The organism is Paenarthrobacter sp. NPDC057981 (assembly GCF_042886835.1).
Classification (GTDB): Bacteria; Actinomycetota; Actinomycetes; order Actinomycetales; family Micrococcaceae; genus Arthrobacter.
Map to the genome: position 1 here is coordinate 297,436 of NZ_JBHVQI010000002.1, position 16,244 is coordinate 313,679.

Sequence of the window (16,244 nt, forward strand, 5' to 3'; positions counted from 1 at the left end):
GCGGCCTTGACTCTCGATCCGCCACCATGTTAGACATATCACCATCAGGTTTGCAACCAGCGTTGCAAAATACGCAACGCAAGTACAAGCAGCCCACAACGCAGCTTCAACGCCGCAGCACCGCGAAGGGAATCAACGCGTGGACACTTCCAAAGCCATCTCGGCAACCGCCGTGGCATCCTTGGCCGACCGCCGGCTCGAATGGCATCACAAGGCCATTCCCGCCAACGCGAACGGGACCACGCACGCAGAATTCCTCCGCGAAAAGCACACGCTCGCGGACCTCCAGACTCCGCTGCTCACGCTCGATGCGCAGGCGCTCGCCGCCAATGCGGATCGGCTGGCGCAGTGGTGCGCCGCAAAGGGTGTACTGCTCGCTCCCCACGGCAAGACCACCATGTCCCCGCAACTCTGGACGGAGCAGCTCAACCGTGGTGCGTGGGGCATCACGCTGGCCAACTTCGCGCAGCTTCGGGTGGCCCGGGAGTTCGGTATGCGGAACCTGCAACTCGCCAACAGCCTCACCGATCCCCAGGCCATCCGCTGGGTCGCCGACCAAGACTCCACCATCCTGTCGTGGGTTGACTCCGTTGAGACTGTCGCCTTGATCGAGCGGACCCTGGCGGGGACCGGGGCCGTGCTGGATGTCCTGGTGGAACTCGGAGCGCATGGCGGCCGGACGGGTGCCCGTGGCGTGGACGCCGCGATGGACGTTGCCCGTGCCGTGCATGCGGCCGGGCACCTCCGTTTGGTGGGGGTCAGCGGCTATGAAGGCTCGCTCGCGCACACCGCGGACGACGCCGGCCTTGCCGCTGTCCGCGGGTATCTCGCCAACATGCGGCTGCTTCACGAGGAACTCCTGGCAGCTGGCTTGTACGGCGCGGGTTCCGTGTTCATCACCGCCGGCGGCAGCGCCTACTTCGACGACGTCGTCACCGTTCTCGCCCCGGCCATCAGCACCGGAGCCGAAACCGGAGGACCGTCAGTGGATTTGATGATCCGCAGCGGGGCCTACATCATCCACGACGACGGCTTCTACCGCGGAATTTCGCCGTTCTCCCGGGTGGGCGATCAGCCGTTCCACGCCGGAATGTACGGCTGGGCGCGGGTTGTTTCGCAGCCTGAGCCGGGACTGGCGATCCTCGACGCCGGCAAGCGCGACCTTCCCTTCGACGAAGGACTTCCCGAGCCGCAACTCCTCGGTCCGGTCCTCGGCGGAGCCATGGAGCGCTTGGCTGGAGCCGAAATCACGTCGGTCAATGACCAGCATTCCTTCATGACCTACGACCCGCACACCACCACAGTCCGCCCCGGCGACGTGGTCCGGCTGGGCCTGTCCCACCCGTGCACGGCGTTCGACAAGTGGACCGTCATCCCGGTCCTGGCCGACACCAACAGTGACCAGACCGTCGTCGACCTCATCCATACCTTCTTCTAGGACTCCCCATGAAGACCCTCATCAGCAACGCCACCCTGGTGGACGGAACCGGAGCGGACCGCCGTGCCGCCGACGTCCTGTTGGACGGCGCGGTGATTGCCGCCGTCGTCGACGCCGGTAGCCTCACCGTGGGAGACGCGGACCGCGTCATCGATGCCACGGGCTTGGTCCTGAGCCCTGGGTTCATCGACATGCACGCGCACTCGGACCTGCAACTGTTGGTCAACAAGAACCACTACGCGAAGCTCAGCCAGGGCGTCACCACGGAACTGCTCGGCCAGGACGGGCTTTCCTATGCACCAGTGGATGATGCCACGCTTGCCGGTGTCCGGGAGAAGATCGCGGGTTGGAACGACAATCCTGCGGACTTTGACTGGAATTGGCGGACCGTGGGGGAGTACCTCGATCGGCTGGACCGCGTGGACGATGGACCCGATGGCACCACCGGCCGCATCGCCACCAACGCCGCGTACCTCGTGCCGCAAGGAACCGTCCGCGCAATGGTGATGGGCTTCGCCGAGGGTGATCCGACGCCGGAGCAACAGCAGCAGATGCAGGTCGTTATCCGGACCGCGATGGAGGAAGGCGCCGTGGGCATGAGTTCGGGGCTGACCTACACGCCGGGAATGTACGCGCAGACCGAGGAACTCGCCGGACTGTGCCGCGTCGTTGGCGAACTTGGCGGCTTCTACGCACCCCACCACCGTTCCTACGGCAAGGGCGCCTTGGGTGCGTACGCCGAGATGATCTCCTTGAGCCGCGATACCGGCTGCGCCCTGCACTTGTCCCACGCCACCATGAACTTCGCCGAAAACAAGGGCCGTGCCGGGGAACTCCTGGACCTCATCGACGAAGCGCTGGAGCAGGGCGTCGACATCACCCTGGACACGTACCCCTACCTTCCCGGCGCCACCACCCTTTCGGCGATCCTCCCAAGCTGGGCGTCATCCGGCGGAACCGAAGCCACCCTGGCCCGCCTGGCCGACCCCGAAACCCGCGCCCGTATCCGGGAAGCCGTCGAGATCTACGGTTCCGACGGCTGCCACGGCGTAGTGGCCGAATGGGACACCCTGGAAATCAGCGGCGTCCAGAACCCGGCGCTGACAGGATTCGTGGGCAAGACCATCAAGGACATAGCTGCGGAAAGCGGGCAAGAGCCGTTCGATGTCTTCACGCAGATCCTCACCGAAGACCGCCTCGGCACGGGCATCCTGCAGCACGTTGGCCATGAGGAAAACGTCCAGGTCATCATGAAGCACCGCACCCACACGGGTGGCAGCGACGGGCTCCTGGTCGGCGCCAAGCCGCACCCCCGCGCCTGGGGCACGTTCCCGCGCTACCTCGGCCACTATTCCCGCGACCTCGGTCTCCTCAGCCTCGAAGAAATGGTCCACCACCTCAGTGGCCGGCCCGCCGCGCGACTCAAGCTCCACAACAGGGGACTGGTCCGCGAGGGGTTCGCCGCCGACGTCGTACTTTTCGATCCCGAAACAATCCGCGATACCGCCACGTTCCAGAATCCCCGCCAAGCCGCCAGCGGCATCCAGTACGTGTTCGTCAACGGCACGGCAGCGATCGACGGCGGCCAGCCCACCGGAGCGCGCGCCGGCCGTGCCCTCCGCCGCCACAGTGATGGCCTCACCAGAGAAGGACAACAATGACCCCTCAGGAATTCGTCCAGCAGCTCGAGACCGACCGCACGCTTGCAGTGGTCCGGGCTCCCTCCATCACCGACGCCGCGGACCTGTGCCGGGCGTTGGCCGAGGGCGGCATCCGCAGCGTGGAGCTGACGTTCACCACGCCCGATGCACTCAAGCATGTCCAGCGCGCGGCGGAGACCGCAGCGGACCATGGTGCCGCCGTCGGAATCGGCACGGTGATGACCGCGGACCAAGCGCGCGCAGCCATCGACGCCGGTGCCCGGTTCCTGGTGACGCCCGGACTCCGGCCCGAAGTCGCGGCCGTTGCCTCCGCGGCGGGCATCCCGTTCAGCCTCGGCGCGATGACGCCCACGGAAGTGGCTCAGGCGCTGGACCTTGGCTCGGACGTTGTCAAGATTTTCCCCGCCCGACAGCTCGGACCGGCGTACCTCAAGGATCTGCAGGGGCCCTACCCGGGCATCCGCTTGCTTCCTTCGGGGGGCATCGACGCCTCCAATGCCAAGAGCTACCTCGACGCCGGTGCTGCCGCGGTCTGCTGCGGCACCAGCGTGGTCCCGCCCGCGGCAGTTGCTGCCGGCGACTGGGCAGACATCGCGGCGCGCGCCGCAGCCTTCACCAGCACCCTCAAGTAGGACTCACCCAGAAAGAAACGCCCATGAATGAATTCCTTGAATGGCTGCGGCACGACACCGCCGGCCTGCTCCTCCTGGCAGGCGCGGGCATCGCGTTGCTGCTGTTCCTGATCATCAAGGTCAAGCTCGAGCCGTTCATCGCCCTGGTGGGAACCGGCGTGATCGTGGCCTTGGTAGGCGGAATCTCGGTGGAAGCCCTGGTGGGTTCGGCCACCAAGAGCAGCGACGCCCTCATTGAAAAGGGTTTTGCCGGAATCCTTGGCCACATCACCGTGATCATCGGCCTTGGTACCGTCCTGGGGGCCATCCTCGAACGGTCCGGTGGTGCCGAAGTGCTGCTTGGCAGGCTGGTGAAGATCTTCGGTGAAAAGGGCACCCCGCTTGCGATGGGCATCACCGGCTTCGTGCTGGGTATCCCGGTGTTCTTCGATATCGGCATCTTCGTGCTGGCACCTCTGGTCTACGTCGCAGCCATCCGTGGCGGCAAGTCGCTTGCCCTGTACGCCCTGCCGTTGCTCGCCGGTTTGTCCGTGACGCACGCTTTCCTTCCCCCGCACCCGGGACCCGTCGCTGCTGCCGGCTTGTTCCACGTGGACCTCGGCTGGATCATCCTCATGGGCCTCATTTGCGGTATTCCGGCCTGGTTCGCCTCCGGTATTTTGTGGGGCACGTACATCGGCAAGCGAGTGATGGTGTCCGTTCCGGAAGACCGGATCGTCCCCGAGGCCGACACGGCGCGTGGTCATGAGCCCTCCATCGGCCTGGTGCTGCTGGCTATCGGCCTGCCCATGATCCTCATCCTCGGCGGCACGTTCGGCAACATCTTCGCTCCCCCAGGTGCTTTCCGGGACGTCCTCCAGTTCTTCGGCAACCCGGCCATCGCGCTGACCGTGGCCGTGCTGCTGGCCATGTGGCTGCTGGGCATCCGCCGTGGCATGACCTCTGCTGAGCTCAGCGAAATCACGGGTTCCTCGCTGCGTCCGGTGGGCATGATCCTGCTGGTGGTTGGTGCCGGTGCGTTCTTCGGAGCAGTCCTGTCCGCCACTGGCGTCGGCAAGGCCGTGGCTGACTCACTGTCCCAGGCCGGTCTGCCCATCATCCTGTCCGCGTTCGTGATCAGCGCCGGCATGCGTATCGCCCAGGGCTCGGCAACAGTGGCGATCGTGACAACCGGCGGCATCCTCGCGCCAAGCCTGGCCTCCGGTTACTCCCAGCCGCAGCTCGCGTTGATCGTGGTGGCCATTTCCTCGGGCTCCATCATCGCCAGCCACGTCAATGACGGTGGGTTCTGGATCATCTCCAAGTACTTCAACATGTCCGTCAAGGACACCCTGAAGACCTGGACGGTCCTGGAAACCGTGCTGTCCCTGGTGGGCTTCGGGATGGCGGCATTGCTGTACACCTTCGTCAGGTGACCTTCCGGCACCCAAGCCGGGTGCCGGCGTCGTGAGCTTGTACCGTCGCGACCCACAATGAAAACCCCAACGGCCCCGACATGCCTGTAACAAGGCGTGTCGGGGCCGTTTCGTGTGTCAAAGAAGGTGGGGGCGGACAGCGCGTGAGCCCGCTTAAACAAAGAGCTCCGGAGTGCGTTATTGGGGGATACGCACTCCGGAGCGGTCTTTGGACAGGCGCTTTCGCTTCCTGCACTCATCACTCTACGTGGCATGGGAGCCCATTGCCACCACCTTGAATAAGTACTTTCGCTTTAGTTTTTCCGAGCCGCTTCCTGGCGCTTTTTCTGGGGCACAATCAGGACCGGCCGGCGCTGGTGATGACTGAGCCACGCAGCCACCGAGCCGTTGAGAGCCTCGGAAATGCGGTGCCCCAGGCCGGGCTCCGGCGAGCCCACAATGATCATGGAGGCGTTGATGTCCGAGGCCAGCCTGCCCAGGGCGCGGGCGGGGTCGCCAGCCAGGAGCCGCAGGGTCCAATCGGCGGTGCCACCGTCCATGGCTTCGGCGATGACCCTCCCCAGGTCACCCCGGACGGCGTCCACCTCGGCGTCGTCCTTCTCCGGGTGCAGCGACATCCGGTGGGTTTCGCGGGACGGATCCCACTCCACCAGATAACTGGCCTCGTCCACGTAGGCGCAGACCAGTGGCACACCGAGTTTTTCGGCGAGGGTCCGGGCTGTCTGCAGCACTTCCACGTGCTGGTCCGGGAGGACGCCCACCACCAAGGGGATGGGGCCGCTGAAATCCTCTTCAGCCATACCCTTATTGTTGCGCCGCAGGGGGCTGTTGAACAGGCTGTTGGCTACCCAACTGGGGGACAGATAACGCTCCACCCAAGCTTCATTGGGACATGTGCTGTCCCCTAGTTGGGCGGCGCGGTTGGGGCGGGCTTGTTCCACGTCAGCCGCACCTTGAAGTTGGATGCAGTGCTGGCCGAGGCTATGAACGCCCCGGCCTCGGCATGGAGGTCAATTCCGAACTCCACACTGAGCTCGTCCGGGCGGTTTTCGAGGCTCAGGAGTTCGTCGATTACACCCTGCACTGCCGGCCGGACCTGCTCAAGCGCCCGTTGGAACGTCTGCTGGGCCCTCGCGAAAACCCCCGAATGATCGGCCGCGTGGTCGCCACCCCTGGTCACCAGGCTCCCGGCCCCGCTGGCCACCTCCACAACTACCGTGCCGCCGTCGTCGGTGGTGAACTCAACCAGCCTGCTCATTTGCCGGTCCTTTCTGCTGACTGCGCGCGCAGGCGGCGCGCTTCGACCAGGAACCCCACGCCTGCCGCGCAAAGCACTGCAAGCTGTATCAGGGCAAAGTACGCGTGGGTCCGGTACCAGGACTCCAGGAACACGCCTTTGTCCTGGACCCAGACCAGCGGCACGGACACGGTGGCGTACAGCAGCAGCCATCCCAACAGCCTGGATTCCCCGGCGCGCAAGGCCAGGACACCCGCCCACAAACCGAAGCCCGCGTGCACGAAACTGAACACGACGCTTGTCAGTTCCACGGCGTAATTCAGGCCCGACAACCCAAAGACCGCACCGGAGACGACCACTCCGGCCATCACAAGCCTGCCCATGACGGAGCGGTCGGGAAGGCCTGCGACGGCGAGCAGCAGGTATCCCAAGGGGGCCACCAGGCCGTAGACAATTCGGAGGGAGGCATCGCCGCCGCTCTCGTACCAGTAGTTCTCATCCAGCCACAGGAAGTAGATGGCAAAGCCCACTCCCAGGCCGCCCGCCACCGCCAGCGCGGCTCCGCCCCAGGCGAGGGGAATGGTTTTGAAGGGCTGCGGCTTGGAGGCGGCCGGTCGCGGCTGGGTGACGGCGGGGCCGGAACCGCCAACGTTCGACGCCGGGACTCCGGCCAGCGGCGCGGCGCGAGGTGGCGCGGGTCTCGGGTTGGACGTCGGTCGTGTGCCCGACGGGGGAGTCCGGGGCGGCGCCGGTGGCTGGTAGACGGCCGTGTACGAGCCCTGATCTGTTCCGGAGTTCGCCGGCGCGGGGGCTTCTTTTGGCTTGGTCTTCTCGATTTCGGCCCGCGCCGCAGAGGCGAGCCCACCGGGATCGGCAGCAGCCGGGTCCAACGAAGCCAGCTCACGGGAGACATCGAGAACTGCCTGCCACGAACCCTGGGAGGAGTGATACCGCAGTTCACCCTCCAGATCGGCAAGGCGTTGCTTTCTTTCACAGTCCAGTTTCCGGGCCGCGGCATCGGGATATTCGGGATCGTCCAGGACCAGGGCAAAGCCGTCCGCCGCCGCCAACCAGTCGCCGGACTCTTCCGCCTGGCGGGCCTCGCGGTAGATGCGGGCAAGTTCCAGCCGTTTGCGGGCGTTGTCACGTTGGCTTGCTGCGTCCCGGTAGCCGGGTTCCAATGTCAGGAGATCCTCAAACAGTTCGACGGCCTGGTCGAATCGCCGGGCACGCAATTCCGCAGTTGCCTGTACGTACAACGCCCTCAACTGGGCGCGTTTCATGGCGTGGTCTGTGTTCGCTTGTGCACCTGCAGCAGCCTGACCGCCCGAGGCCGCGACCGCCGTCGTACTTTCAACAGAAGCCGGAACGCGCGGCGCGCCCTTCAACGTGAAAAGTTGCGTGGATCCGCCCCGGACGTAGAGAGCCGGGGTGACCCATTCGAGTGTGCCGTCCGGGCTTGCCATCACTGAGATCCGGCCGATGCGGGCGGCCTCGTCAACCGTCCTGCCGTTGGCGATCGCGGCGTAGAAGCCGTGGGAGAACGCGATTGCTGCGGAGTCGCTGATGGCGAACTGCATCGCGGCGACGGCGCCGATCCCGCTGCGCACCAGGGCCGAGGCGGTACCGGAGAAGAGGTCGGTCTGGCCCATTTCGCCCGAGGAGCACGAGTTCAGCACCACGAGCCGCGGGCGCGGGGCAGCTACGCTCAGCAACGCCATCAAACGCACGGCGCGGACCATTGCGGCGCGGCCATCCTGCCCCACCAAGGCTATGCGGCCCTCGTCCGTCCGGGAGTCATAGTCGCCGTGGCCAACGAAGTGGACTACATGCCAGGGGCCGGCGAGGAGCATCGATTGCACGTCATCCCACGTGCCGCTCCTGGTCCACACCAGTTCAACACGGCCCTCCGACGCCGGTCCTGCAAGTGCCTTGCTCAGGTGATCCTTTTCGGCTGCGACATCCAAGGCCGGCAGATCACGGGGCGAGGCCACGATGCCCAGGATGCGCAACGGCGGTGCCACATCCAAGGGATTGAGGTTGTAATCAGGCGCGGGGACATGCCGCAGCAAGGGCTCGGTCTGGCAAAGGTAGGTCTCGGTTTCGGGGTCGAACAGGGTTTCCCACGGCATGGTCGCCAACTCGGGGGCCGCCAGCCGGAGGACAACCCGGAGCTGCTGGCCCGCGTGCTGGGCTGCGCCCAGGCTGGCCCGGTACGTGCCGTAAACCTCCCGGGTGAAGAGCGCTTGGAAGAGTTCCTGGCCGACTTCGCGGACTGCCACTTCCGCTACCGGCAGCGTGCGGCGGGCGGCGACGGCGGAAGCCAGGACTGTCGCTTCAAGTTGAGGAAGCCGGTCGATGATCCCGTCCACGTCCAGGGTGAAGATGCCGGACGCGTGGCCGCCCGCCGGTGCGCGAACCACGTGTACCGTATATTCGCCGCGTGCAGAGCCGGTATCGATTTCCAGCTCGATGTCACAGTCCATCGCGGGTCCCTTGTGCGACGGGCGGCCGGCAGCCGGAAACGGCGTGCCGGAGTGCCCTTAGGACTAGATTGGCCCTACATCCGGCTGCTTACAAGCCTTATCCGTGAACCCTTGAAGACGCCACGGCCCAGGCCTACCGTTAATTCGACGGCTCCGACGGAAGGTGGTGGTCCCGCGGTGGAAATCTACATGTGGTGGCTTGATCTGCACCTGGACAGCAAGGAATGGCTGCGCGAAAACCTGCGGGTGGAAGAACTGCCACTGCAGGTCCTGCAACACATCGCCGAGGCCGGCGGACCCCACCCGGACAAGGTCAGCGGAGTATTGAGCTCGGCCGATTGGGACTTCATCCAGACCCAGTCGGAGTTCGTGGACTGACTAATCCTTACTTCGCGGGTGTCCAACCCAGTGCCGGCCCCAACTTTTCTGCGATGTCCGTGAGGATCTGTACGTAATCCTCGTGCTCAAAGCTGAACGGCAACGCGAACGCTACCTCGTCCACCTCCTGGAAGCCCTGGTGCGCGTACAGTTGTTCAGCGATTTCTTCGCTGCTGCCGATGAGATCTTGAGCGAACATCATGCGCTTTGGTCCCTGGGGTGCGCTGGTGCGGGGTGTGCGCTCATCGACGTAACGCTGGTACTTTTCCCGCTGCGCGCTTGATGCCGAATCCGTGGGGATCACCACCAGGCCCTGTGAAACCCGGGCCGGGGCGCGGCCGGCCGTTGCTGCGGCGTCCCTGAACGCACGGATCTGGCGTTGCTGTACCGCGGCAAAGTCCGGTTCTTCATCCGGTCCGGGGAACACCACACTGCTGGAGAGCAGGTTGAAGCCGTTCTCTCCGGCCCACGTTGCAGACTTCAGGCTCGCTGCTCCGTACCAGAGCCGTTCCCGCAACCCGGCAGAGTGCGGTTCCACGCGGTTTGAGAACTCCTCCACCACGCCCTGTTTGCCCGAAAACTCCCGCACTTTTTCGCCCGCGACCAGCCGGGCAAAGCGGTCCACGCGGGTGTAACTGAAGTCCTCGGTATCGTCCGAATCCGGGTACAGCTCGTGTTTGACGGTGTCATAGTGCATCGGTTCACCTACGCTGACGCCCGGGTTGACCCGACCCCCGCTAAGCAGGTCCACTGTGGCCAGGTCTTCGGTAAGCCGCAAAGGGTTTTCCCAGCCCAGCGGCGTTACTGCCGTGCCCAGTTCAATCCGGGAAGTCCGCTGGCTGGCCGCCGCCATCACCGCGACGGGCGACGAGATGCCGAACTGCAGGTGGCGGTGGCGCAACCAGGCACTGTCGAATCCCAGGCGCTCGCCCAGTTCAATGATGTCCAAGGTTGAGCGGTGGCCCGCAGCAGCATCCGCCGGATCAAACAGCCCGATGGTAAGGAATCCAAGCTTGCGGAGCGGGCGGTCTGGGGTAGGCATGGCTTCCTTCTCTGTCGGGCGGCGCTTACGGCCCAGCCTATGCGCTGGTTCTTACGACGACGGCGGGAGGTTACCTTGTGTGTTCGCCGCGCCCCTGGACGAGCAGGTTACGCGCAGTTGGCGACAGGAGCGGGGTGCGGGATGACAGGCTGCGTGCCCGTATCCGTGGTGACGTAGGCCGGGACGACGATCGGTTCCGCCTCGACGACTGCGTCAGGTTGCTGGTTGCGCATCCTTAGCAGGGCGACCGCTGAGATGAGGAACCACGCCACGTTGGTGGCCACCGAGGGCCAGGCTCCGTGGAGCGTGCCGTTGATGATGAAGGCGCAGGAGCCAAAAAGGTTCGCGGCCTGGAACGTCGTACCCGGCTTGATCCAGCCCATGGACACCGTCATGTAGGCGCAAAGCATCGCTGCAGCACCGGCCCAACCGGTAATTTCCCAGAGCAGCTCCATCGGGTGTCCTCTCCCATGTCCAGGCAGCCAGCACGGAGGCAGGCCGAATGACGAATATCTTCAGGGGTGTTTTCTGCTGTGTACAGAGACCGCATCCCCAGAGCGAAGAGCGGCTATGCCTAAATTCTGAGGGAAAGCTACCTTTAGTTCAATTGCATTATTCTGAAGGCGGTATTTAGAATCGCTGAACATGGAAATGGACCCTCGTCGCCTGCTGGTTCTCCTCGCCGTCGCCCGTACCGGCGGGGTCCTCGCCGCTGCCGATGAGCTGCGGATTACGCCGTCGGCGGTGTCGCAGCAACTCACCAAATTGGAAAGCGAAGCAGGCCAGGCGCTGCTTCTCCGAACCCCCAAAGGCTCGGTCCTGACGCCCGCCGGGCTGGCGATGGCAGAGGCAGGGGAGGAGATAGAGCGCGCACTGAATGTGGCGCGGTCCCGCGTGCAGGGACAGGCCGAGGTTGCCGGTGTGGTGCGGGTGGGCGGATTCACCAGCTTCATGCGGACCGTGGTGATCCCGCGGCTTCCCGAATGGCGCATCCAGTATCCCCAGCTCCAGATCCAGCTGGTTGAGGACGCCTTCCCGGCGCTTATGCGGCTGTTTCGTCAACGCCAGCTGGATGCGGTGGTGGTCGAACAGGATTCCACCACCTCAAACCAGCGTCCCCTTGCCGCGGGAATGGTGGAAGAACCCCTGCTGGATGAGCCCTGGAAGCTGGTGGTTCCAGCAGGGTCGCTGCTCACCACGGACAACCTGGACCTCAGCCGTTTGCCCCTCCCGTGGCTGGGGGTCGAGCCATCAGCGGCCAACATTGCCGTCCTCGGGCGCCTGCGCCATTCCACAGGAGCCCAGATCGAGACGATTCACCAGTACCAGGACACGCTTACCGCCCTGGCGTTGGTAGCTGCGGGCGAGGGCGTCGCGATCGTGCCCACCTTGGCTCTGACGGGCGTGGTCCAGGATCAGGTGGACATTCTGGATGTCCCGGGATTGGGGACAAGGCACATTGCCCTTCGCCGGTTCGATCGACGGCGGCCAACGAGCCTTCCCTTGGACACCGTGGCCCGCCTCCTGCGTGAATCGGCGGCGGCCTTTGATACGCGGTCGACTCCGTAACCGGTTACGGCCCGGAGCGTCAGCCTACTGGGTGTCCATGGGAGCAGTGCGTTTCCCCGGGCGCGATCTCATGCCCTTGGATGCATGTGCGTTCCGGCGGGTGGTGATCATCATGCCGGCGGATGAAAATACTGCTGGCGGTTCCCTCCACGCCTGAGTCTTCGCGCCTGAGCCACTCGCCGAAGCGGGTCCTGTGTTCTTTGCTTTCGCTATGGTCATCCGGTTTTTCGTGCCGGAATGGATCCTTGGTCATGGCAACCACGCCCCTTCCGCCAGGTTCTGCTGCCATCAGCACAACAATTTTAGGATTACCACGGCAGCACTGAAAGACCTTGTTGGAGGGCAGTCCCGGCCCACCCGCTGCGAGCGGGCCGGGACTGTTTCGCCCTAGTTCAGCGCCGGGGTGTCCTTCGGGATGACGCCGGAACCGTACAGGTTGGAGGCGAGGTCCTGGAGGGCGCGCAGGGCCACCCGCTGCGTGAACGGCCCGTAGGACACACGTGCCACGCCGAGTTCCTGAAGTTCGGTGGCCGGCAACGCTCCGGGAGCGCCGATCACGGAGAGCTTGCCGTGGCCGAGGCCTTCAACGAGAGGCTCGATGGTCTCGCGGTTAAGTGCGCCCGGCACGAAAACCAGAGCGGCACCGGCGTCGAGGAAGGCCCGGCCCCGCGCGATGGCGTCGTCGATGCTTTCCTTGACCGGCCGGTCACCGCCGCGGACGATGGCGTCAGTTCGTGCGTTCAGCTGGAAGGCAATGCCCTCGGCGTTGGCGGCGTCAATGATCGCCTTCACGCGGGCAACTGCTTCATCGAACGGCCGCAGGCGGTCCTCGACATTGGCGCCCACCACTCCGATGCCAATAGCGCGACGGATGGTTTCGGCTGGGTCCTCATATCCGTCGTCGAGATCTGCAGTGACCGGGAGGTCAACAGCGTTGACGATCCTCTCCACACCGCCCAGCGCCACATCCAAAGGCATGGTTCCGTCCTTGTATCCAAGGGCCGAGGCGATGGAGTGGCCTGCCGTGGCGATCGCCTTTGTCTGGGGGAGCGCGGCCACGGCGGTTGCACTGACGGCATCCCAAACATTGACGACACTCAGGATTTCAGGCGCCTCATGAAGGGCCTTCAGTTGTTCCGCGCGGGCTTCGATGCTTGCTTCTGTCATGGTTCTCTCCGTCATCCTCGGTTGGGAGTTGGTGCAATGTTCAGCCTAGACGCAAGGAACGCCGCCACCACAAGAACCGCGGCACTGGCAAGGAATGTGCTGTCAAAGCCGAGCGAGTCGAACAGGACCCCGCCAAGAGTGGATCCCAGGGCAATACAGGTCTGGACCACGGCCACCATGAGCCCGCCGCCTTGTTCGGCGTTGTGGGGCATCGCTTGCGCTACCCAGCTCCACCAGCCCACCGGAGCCGAGGTCCCCAAAAGGCCCCAAAGGGCCAGCAGAAGAACAACGACGGCGAACACCGCACCGAGCGGTACGAGGGCAACCGCAATGAGGGCCATGACGGCGGGAATCACCATGAGCGTCCTGTGCAAGCCGGGTCCCAGGAAACGGCCGATGAGGATTGTTCCTGCAAATCCGGACACCCCCATGACCAGTAAAACGACGGAAACCAGGGCCACTTCCACATGGGTGACGGTTTCCAGGAAGGGCCTGATGTAAGTGAAGAGGATGAACTGGCCCATGAAGAAGGTCCCGCAGGCGGCCATGCCCCACGCGACAGTCCGGTCCTTGAAAGCGTTGAAGATCGCGAGGATGTCGCGGGCTTTGGTCCTGGTGGTCGGTGCTTCCAAAGACGGCAGGGACACCCAGAGCAACACCACGCAAACCGCAGAGACGGGTACAAGGCAGAGAAATGCTCCACGCCAACCGATGAAGGAACCCAAGTAGCTGCCAAGAGGCGCTGCCAGAACGGTGGCCAGGGCGTTCCCGCCGTTGACAATCGCCAGAGCACGGGGGACCCGCGACGGCGCCACCAGCCGTATCGCCGTGGCCGCGGACATTGACCAGAATCCGCCGATGACCACCCCAATGGCCGCCCGGCCCACCATGAAGGGCAAGTAACCTGGCGCCAGCGCAATCAGGGCTCCCGAGGCACCCATCAGGGCGGTCAGGCCGATCAGCAGCGTGCGCCGGTTCATTCTTCCGGTCAGCGTGGAAATCGAAAGACTTGTGAGAACGGCGAACAGGCCCGATATCGCGATTCCCTGTCCCACCAGCCCTTCGGAAACCTGAAGATCCCGGGCCATCGGAGTAAGGAGGCTGACGGGCATGAATTCGGAGGCCACGACGGCGAAAGCCCCGAAGGACATGGCGAACACACCTCCCCAACGGCTTATGGGGTTATTGCTTACAGGGTTTTCCTCGGGCGCCGCCCTGTGCGTCGCGGTGGGTGTATCTGCTGACATGGATTGGCCTCTCAGGTGAACAACTGGATTCATCGGAACACGGCCTTGGGGACAGGTGGGAGGCTCCGGTTATACAGGTTCCAACAGAACCTCTCACCACGGGTCGGCGAAGTCGTAACGTGGTGGGCATGGACAATCGGTCGGAAGTGCGGGAGTTCCTGATGTCCCGCCGCGCACGCATCACCCCTGAGCAGGCAGGCATCGAAGTTTTCGGGATCCGACGCCGGGTCACGGGCCTTCGCCGCGATGAAGTGGCACGTCTCGCCGGCGTGAGCGTCGACTACTACATCCGCTTGGAACGAGGAAACCTCTCCGGCGTTTCGGACAGCGTTCTGGATGCCATGGCCGGGGCGTTGCAGCTGGACCGCGCGGAGACCGAGCACCTTTATGACCTTGCCCGGACAGCAAACAGGGGAGTTCGGACCAAGGTGAAGAAGGCCATCCACACGATCGATCCGGCGCTGCAGTACTTCTTGGACTCCATCACCGGCGCGCCGGCTCTCATTTCGAACCACCGTATGGATGTGGTTGCCGCGAACGCGTTGGGTTACGCCATGTACTTCGACCTTTTCCGGAGCAGTGCCGGCCCGGCGAACCATTCCCGGTTCATCTTCCTGGATCCCAGGGGGCGGGAGTTCTACCCGGACTGGAACCGCGCAGCCAACACCAATGTGGAGATCCTTCGCCGCAACGCAGGCCGCTTCCCACACGACAAAGCCATTGCCGAGCTCGTGGGCGAATTGTCCATGCGGAGCGAGGAGTTCCGCACTTTGTGGGCCGCGCACAACGTCAGGCGCCACAGATCGGGAATGAAGAACTTTCACCACCCTGTGGTCGGTCCCCTGGAACTGACGTATCAACAACTTGAACTCGACGAGGACACCGGCCTTCACGTCACCGTCTACCCCGCAGTTCCCGGGAGTGCCAGCGAAGAAGGCCTGAAGCTCCTGTCGTCATGGGCAGCCACGGAGAATGTCGTCGAAAAAGCCAGCACCCGCTAAGGAGCAACCATGAAATACACGCAAAGCGGGGGCCGGACAACAGCCGGCCCCGAGGAACGGTTCACCGGAACGGTACAGGTTGATTCCATCCGCACCCCGGACGAGCAATCCGCCGTCGGGTGCGCCCACGTCCGGTTCGCTCCGGGCGCCCGGACTGCCTGGCATCATCACCCCAAAGGCCAGACGCTGTACGTCACCGACGGCATAGGGCTGGTGTCTACGCGGGACGGCGGGATTCAGGAGATCCGCCCCGGCGATGTGGTCTACATCGAACCCGGCGAGGAACACTGGCACGGTGCCACCCCTGACCGGTTCATGGCACACATCGCGATGCAGGAAGCGGACAAGAACGGCGACGTCGTCACCTGGCTCGAGCACGTCTCTGATGAGGACTACATGGGCTGAGAGGAGGGCCTGCTAAACGTTGACCTGGTAATTGAGTGACAGGTCCGCGGCATTGACCACGGATCCCCCAGTTCACCCGCGGAGTCTCCGTGATGGTTATCTCCACGCTGTGCGGCTTGATTCCTGCTTCGGATTCGATCCGTGCGAACAGGTCCGCGATGAGGTTGCGTTTTGCCTGCTCTGTTCTGCCTTCGAACATGGAGATCTCGATGATTGTGTAGTCTCCACCCCGGTCGTCCGGGTGGATGAAGTTAACGTCCGACAGTGAAATGAAACGTTGAAACTTCTTTTCAGGTGGATAGTCGAGGGTCGTCACTATTGCTCCATGAATCGCAGAGGAAAGGGCCTCGCGGCGTTGTTCGATTGAGCTTCTGTGTCCATAGACGATGACCTGTGCCATGGGCGCATTCTACTCAAGCGGCAACTCCACGAGCGCAAGGGCGGTCGTCCGGGTCCGGTTAACGTGTCGTTCAAAAAGGCAAACGATTGGCCCGGCTTTCCGCCGCGTCGTGTTTCGCCCATTCTCCTCTTGGCCTTTAGGCTGGCCGATGAATGGGGGGATCCAT

General features: G+C 64.2%; 16 protein-coding genes. 8 read left to right on the forward strand and 8 right to left on the reverse strand.

Annotated elements, in window-relative coordinates; all coding sequences use genetic code 11:
- Positions 1-139 precede the first annotated feature (139 nt).
- Genes ACFVSI_RS04530 through ACFVSI_RS04545 form a run of 4 tightly spaced genes read left to right on the forward strand, consistent with a single transcriptional unit; the run spans position 140 to position 5,146 of the window.
- Complete coding sequence (locus tag ACFVSI_RS04530; RefSeq protein ID WP_387820149.1) at positions 140-1,438, forward strand: alanine racemase; 1,299 nt, start codon at positions 140-142, stop codon at positions 1,436-1,438.
- Positions 1,439-1,446: 8 nt separating this feature from the next.
- Positions 1,447-3,099, forward strand: coding sequence for an amidohydrolase family protein (locus ACFVSI_RS04535; protein WP_387820151.1), 1,653 nt, complete (start codon positions 1,447-1,449; stop codon positions 3,097-3,099).
- Positions 3,096-3,731, forward strand: a complete 636-nt coding sequence (locus ACFVSI_RS04540; RefSeq protein ID WP_387820153.1) for a bifunctional 4-hydroxy-2-oxoglutarate aldolase/2-dehydro-3-deoxy-phosphogluconate aldolase — start codon at positions 3,096-3,098, stop codon at positions 3,729-3,731. The genes ACFVSI_RS04535 and ACFVSI_RS04540 overlap by 4 nt, the downstream gene beginning before the upstream one ends.
- Positions 3,732-3,754: 23 nt before the next feature.
- Positions 3,755-5,146 carry a GntP family permease gene (locus ACFVSI_RS04545; RefSeq protein ID WP_387820155.1) on the forward strand — a complete coding sequence of 464 codons (1,392 nt, stop codon included), beginning with the start codon at positions 3,755-3,757 and terminating at the stop codon, positions 5,144-5,146.
- 293 nt (positions 5,147-5,439) lie between these two features.
- Here the strand turns inward: ACFVSI_RS04545 and ACFVSI_RS04550 are convergent, their stop codons facing one another.
- The 3 genes from ACFVSI_RS04550 to ACFVSI_RS04560 all read right to left on the reverse strand — a co-directional run bounded on the left by ACFVSI_RS04550 (position 5,440) and on the right by ACFVSI_RS04560 (position 8,869).
- The gene (locus ACFVSI_RS04550) at positions 5,440-5,946 is read right to left on the reverse strand and encodes a universal stress protein (RefSeq protein WP_387820157.1); all 507 of its coding nucleotides are present in this window, start codon (positions 5,944-5,946) and stop codon (positions 5,440-5,442) included.
- 104 nt (positions 5,947-6,050) lie between these two features.
- Positions 6,051-6,404, reverse strand: coding sequence for a CU044_2847 family protein (locus tag ACFVSI_RS04555; protein WP_274258521.1), 354 nt, complete (start codon positions 6,402-6,404; stop codon positions 6,051-6,053).
- A complete protein-coding gene (locus ACFVSI_RS04560) occupies positions 6,401-8,869 on the reverse strand; it encodes a CHAT domain-containing protein (RefSeq protein WP_387820159.1) in 2,469 nt (822 codons plus the stop codon). Before ACFVSI_RS04560 ends, ACFVSI_RS04555 begins: the two co-directional genes overlap by 4 nt.
- 177 nt (positions 8,870-9,046) lie before the next feature.
- Here ACFVSI_RS04560 and ACFVSI_RS04565 point away from each other — a divergent pair, with 177 nt between their 5' ends.
- The gene (locus ACFVSI_RS04565) at positions 9,047-9,247 is read left to right on the forward strand and encodes a hypothetical protein (protein WP_387820161.1); all 201 of its coding nucleotides are present in this window, start codon (positions 9,047-9,049) and stop codon (positions 9,245-9,247) included.
- Positions 9,248-9,254: 7 nt separating this feature from the next.
- Here the strand turns inward: ACFVSI_RS04565 and ACFVSI_RS04570 are convergent, their stop codons facing one another.
- Both ACFVSI_RS04570 and ACFVSI_RS04575 read right to left on the reverse strand, forming a co-directional pair.
- Positions 9,255-10,289: an LLM class flavin-dependent oxidoreductase gene (locus ACFVSI_RS04570; protein ID WP_387820163.1), complete on the reverse strand. Its 1,035-nt coding sequence runs from the start codon at positions 10,287-10,289 to the stop codon at positions 9,255-9,257.
- 107 nt (positions 10,290-10,396) lie between these two features.
- Entirely contained in the window at positions 10,397-10,744 is a 348-nt protein-coding gene (locus ACFVSI_RS04575) for a hypothetical protein (RefSeq protein ID WP_144660563.1), read from the reverse strand.
- Positions 10,745-10,934: 190 nt separating this feature from the next.
- On the opposite strand from ACFVSI_RS04575, the gene ACFVSI_RS04580 reads away from it, so the two are divergent.
- Positions 10,935-11,858, forward strand: coding sequence for a LysR family transcriptional regulator (locus ACFVSI_RS04580; protein WP_387820165.1), 924 nt, complete (start codon positions 10,935-10,937; stop codon positions 11,856-11,858).
- A gap of 387 nt (positions 11,859-12,245) precedes the next feature.
- On the opposite strand, the gene ACFVSI_RS04585 is transcribed toward ACFVSI_RS04580, so the two are convergent.
- Both ACFVSI_RS04585 and ACFVSI_RS04590 read right to left on the reverse strand, forming a co-directional pair.
- Positions 12,246-13,025, reverse strand: a complete 780-nt coding sequence (locus tag ACFVSI_RS04585; RefSeq protein WP_387820167.1) for an isocitrate lyase/phosphoenolpyruvate mutase family protein — start codon at positions 13,023-13,025, stop codon at positions 12,246-12,248.
- A gap of 11 nt (positions 13,026-13,036) precedes the next feature.
- Positions 13,037-14,272, reverse strand: a complete 1,236-nt coding sequence (locus ACFVSI_RS04590) for an MFS transporter (protein WP_387820169.1) — start codon at positions 14,270-14,272, stop codon at positions 13,037-13,039.
- A gap of 128 nt (positions 14,273-14,400) precedes the next feature.
- On the opposite strand from ACFVSI_RS04590, the gene ACFVSI_RS04595 reads away from it, so the two are divergent.
- Entirely contained in the window at positions 14,401-15,273 is an 873-nt protein-coding gene (locus tag ACFVSI_RS04595) for a helix-turn-helix transcriptional regulator (protein ID WP_387820170.1), read from the forward strand.
- Between the two features lie 9 nt (positions 15,274-15,282).
- Positions 15,283-15,678, forward strand: coding sequence for a cupin domain-containing protein (locus tag ACFVSI_RS04600; RefSeq protein WP_387820171.1), 396 nt, complete (start codon positions 15,283-15,285; stop codon positions 15,676-15,678).
- Here the strand turns inward: ACFVSI_RS04600 and ACFVSI_RS04605 are convergent.
- Positions 15,635-16,078: a tautomerase family protein gene (locus tag ACFVSI_RS04605; RefSeq protein WP_387820172.1), complete on the reverse strand. Its 444-nt coding sequence runs from the start codon at positions 16,076-16,078 to the stop codon at positions 15,635-15,637. The two genes, ACFVSI_RS04600 and ACFVSI_RS04605, sit on opposite strands and share 44 nt — an antisense overlap.
- Between the last annotated feature and the right edge of the window lie 166 nt (positions 16,079-16,244).

What these genes read in the sequence shown, in the direction of transcription:
- ACFVSI_RS04535 (WP_387820151.1), top strand. Translation starts at nt 1,447, where the DNA reads ATGAAGACCCTCATCAGCAACGCCACCCTGGTGGACGGAACCGGAGCG.
- ACFVSI_RS04540 (WP_387820153.1), top strand. Translation starts at nt 3,096, where the DNA reads ATGACCCCTCAGGAATTCGTCCAGCAGCTCGAGACCGACCGCACGCTT.
- ACFVSI_RS04545 (WP_387820155.1), top strand. Translation starts at nt 3,755, where the DNA reads ATGAATGAATTCCTTGAATGGCTGCGGCACGACACCGCCGGCCTGCTC.
- ACFVSI_RS04550 (WP_387820157.1), bottom strand. Translation starts at nt 5,946, where the DNA reads ATGGCTGAAGAGGATTTCAGCGGCCCCATCCCCTTGGTGGTGGGCGTC.
- ACFVSI_RS04555 (WP_274258521.1), bottom strand. Translation starts at nt 6,404, where the DNA reads ATGAGCAGGCTGGTTGAGTTCACCACCGACGACGGCGGCACGGTAGTT.
- ACFVSI_RS04560 (WP_387820159.1), bottom strand. Translation starts at nt 8,869, where the DNA reads ATGGACTGTGACATCGAGCTGGAAATCGATACCGGCTCTGCACGCGGC.
- ACFVSI_RS04570 (WP_387820163.1), bottom strand. Translation starts at nt 10,289, where the DNA reads ATGCCTACCCCAGACCGCCCGCTCCGCAAGCTTGGATTCCTTACCATC.
- ACFVSI_RS04575 (WP_144660563.1), bottom strand. Translation starts at nt 10,744, where the DNA reads ATGGAGCTGCTCTGGGAAATTACCGGTTGGGCCGGTGCTGCAGCGATG.
- ACFVSI_RS04580 (WP_387820165.1), top strand. Translation starts at nt 10,935, where the DNA reads ATGGAAATGGACCCTCGTCGCCTGCTGGTTCTCCTCGCCGTCGCCCGT.
- ACFVSI_RS04585 (WP_387820167.1), bottom strand. Translation starts at nt 13,025, where the DNA reads ATGACAGAAGCAAGCATCGAAGCCCGCGCGGAACAACTGAAGGCCCTT.
- ACFVSI_RS04590 (WP_387820169.1), bottom strand. Translation starts at nt 14,272, where the DNA reads ATGTCAGCAGATACACCCACCGCGACGCACAGGGCGGCGCCCGAGGAA.
- ACFVSI_RS04595 (WP_387820170.1), top strand. Translation starts at nt 14,401, where the DNA reads ATGGACAATCGGTCGGAAGTGCGGGAGTTCCTGATGTCCCGCCGCGCA.
- ACFVSI_RS04600 (WP_387820171.1), top strand. Translation starts at nt 15,283, where the DNA reads ATGAAATACACGCAAAGCGGGGGCCGGACAACAGCCGGCCCCGAGGAA.
- ACFVSI_RS04605 (WP_387820172.1), bottom strand. Translation starts at nt 16,078, where the DNA reads ATGGCACAGGTCATCGTCTATGGACACAGAAGCTCAATCGAACAACGC.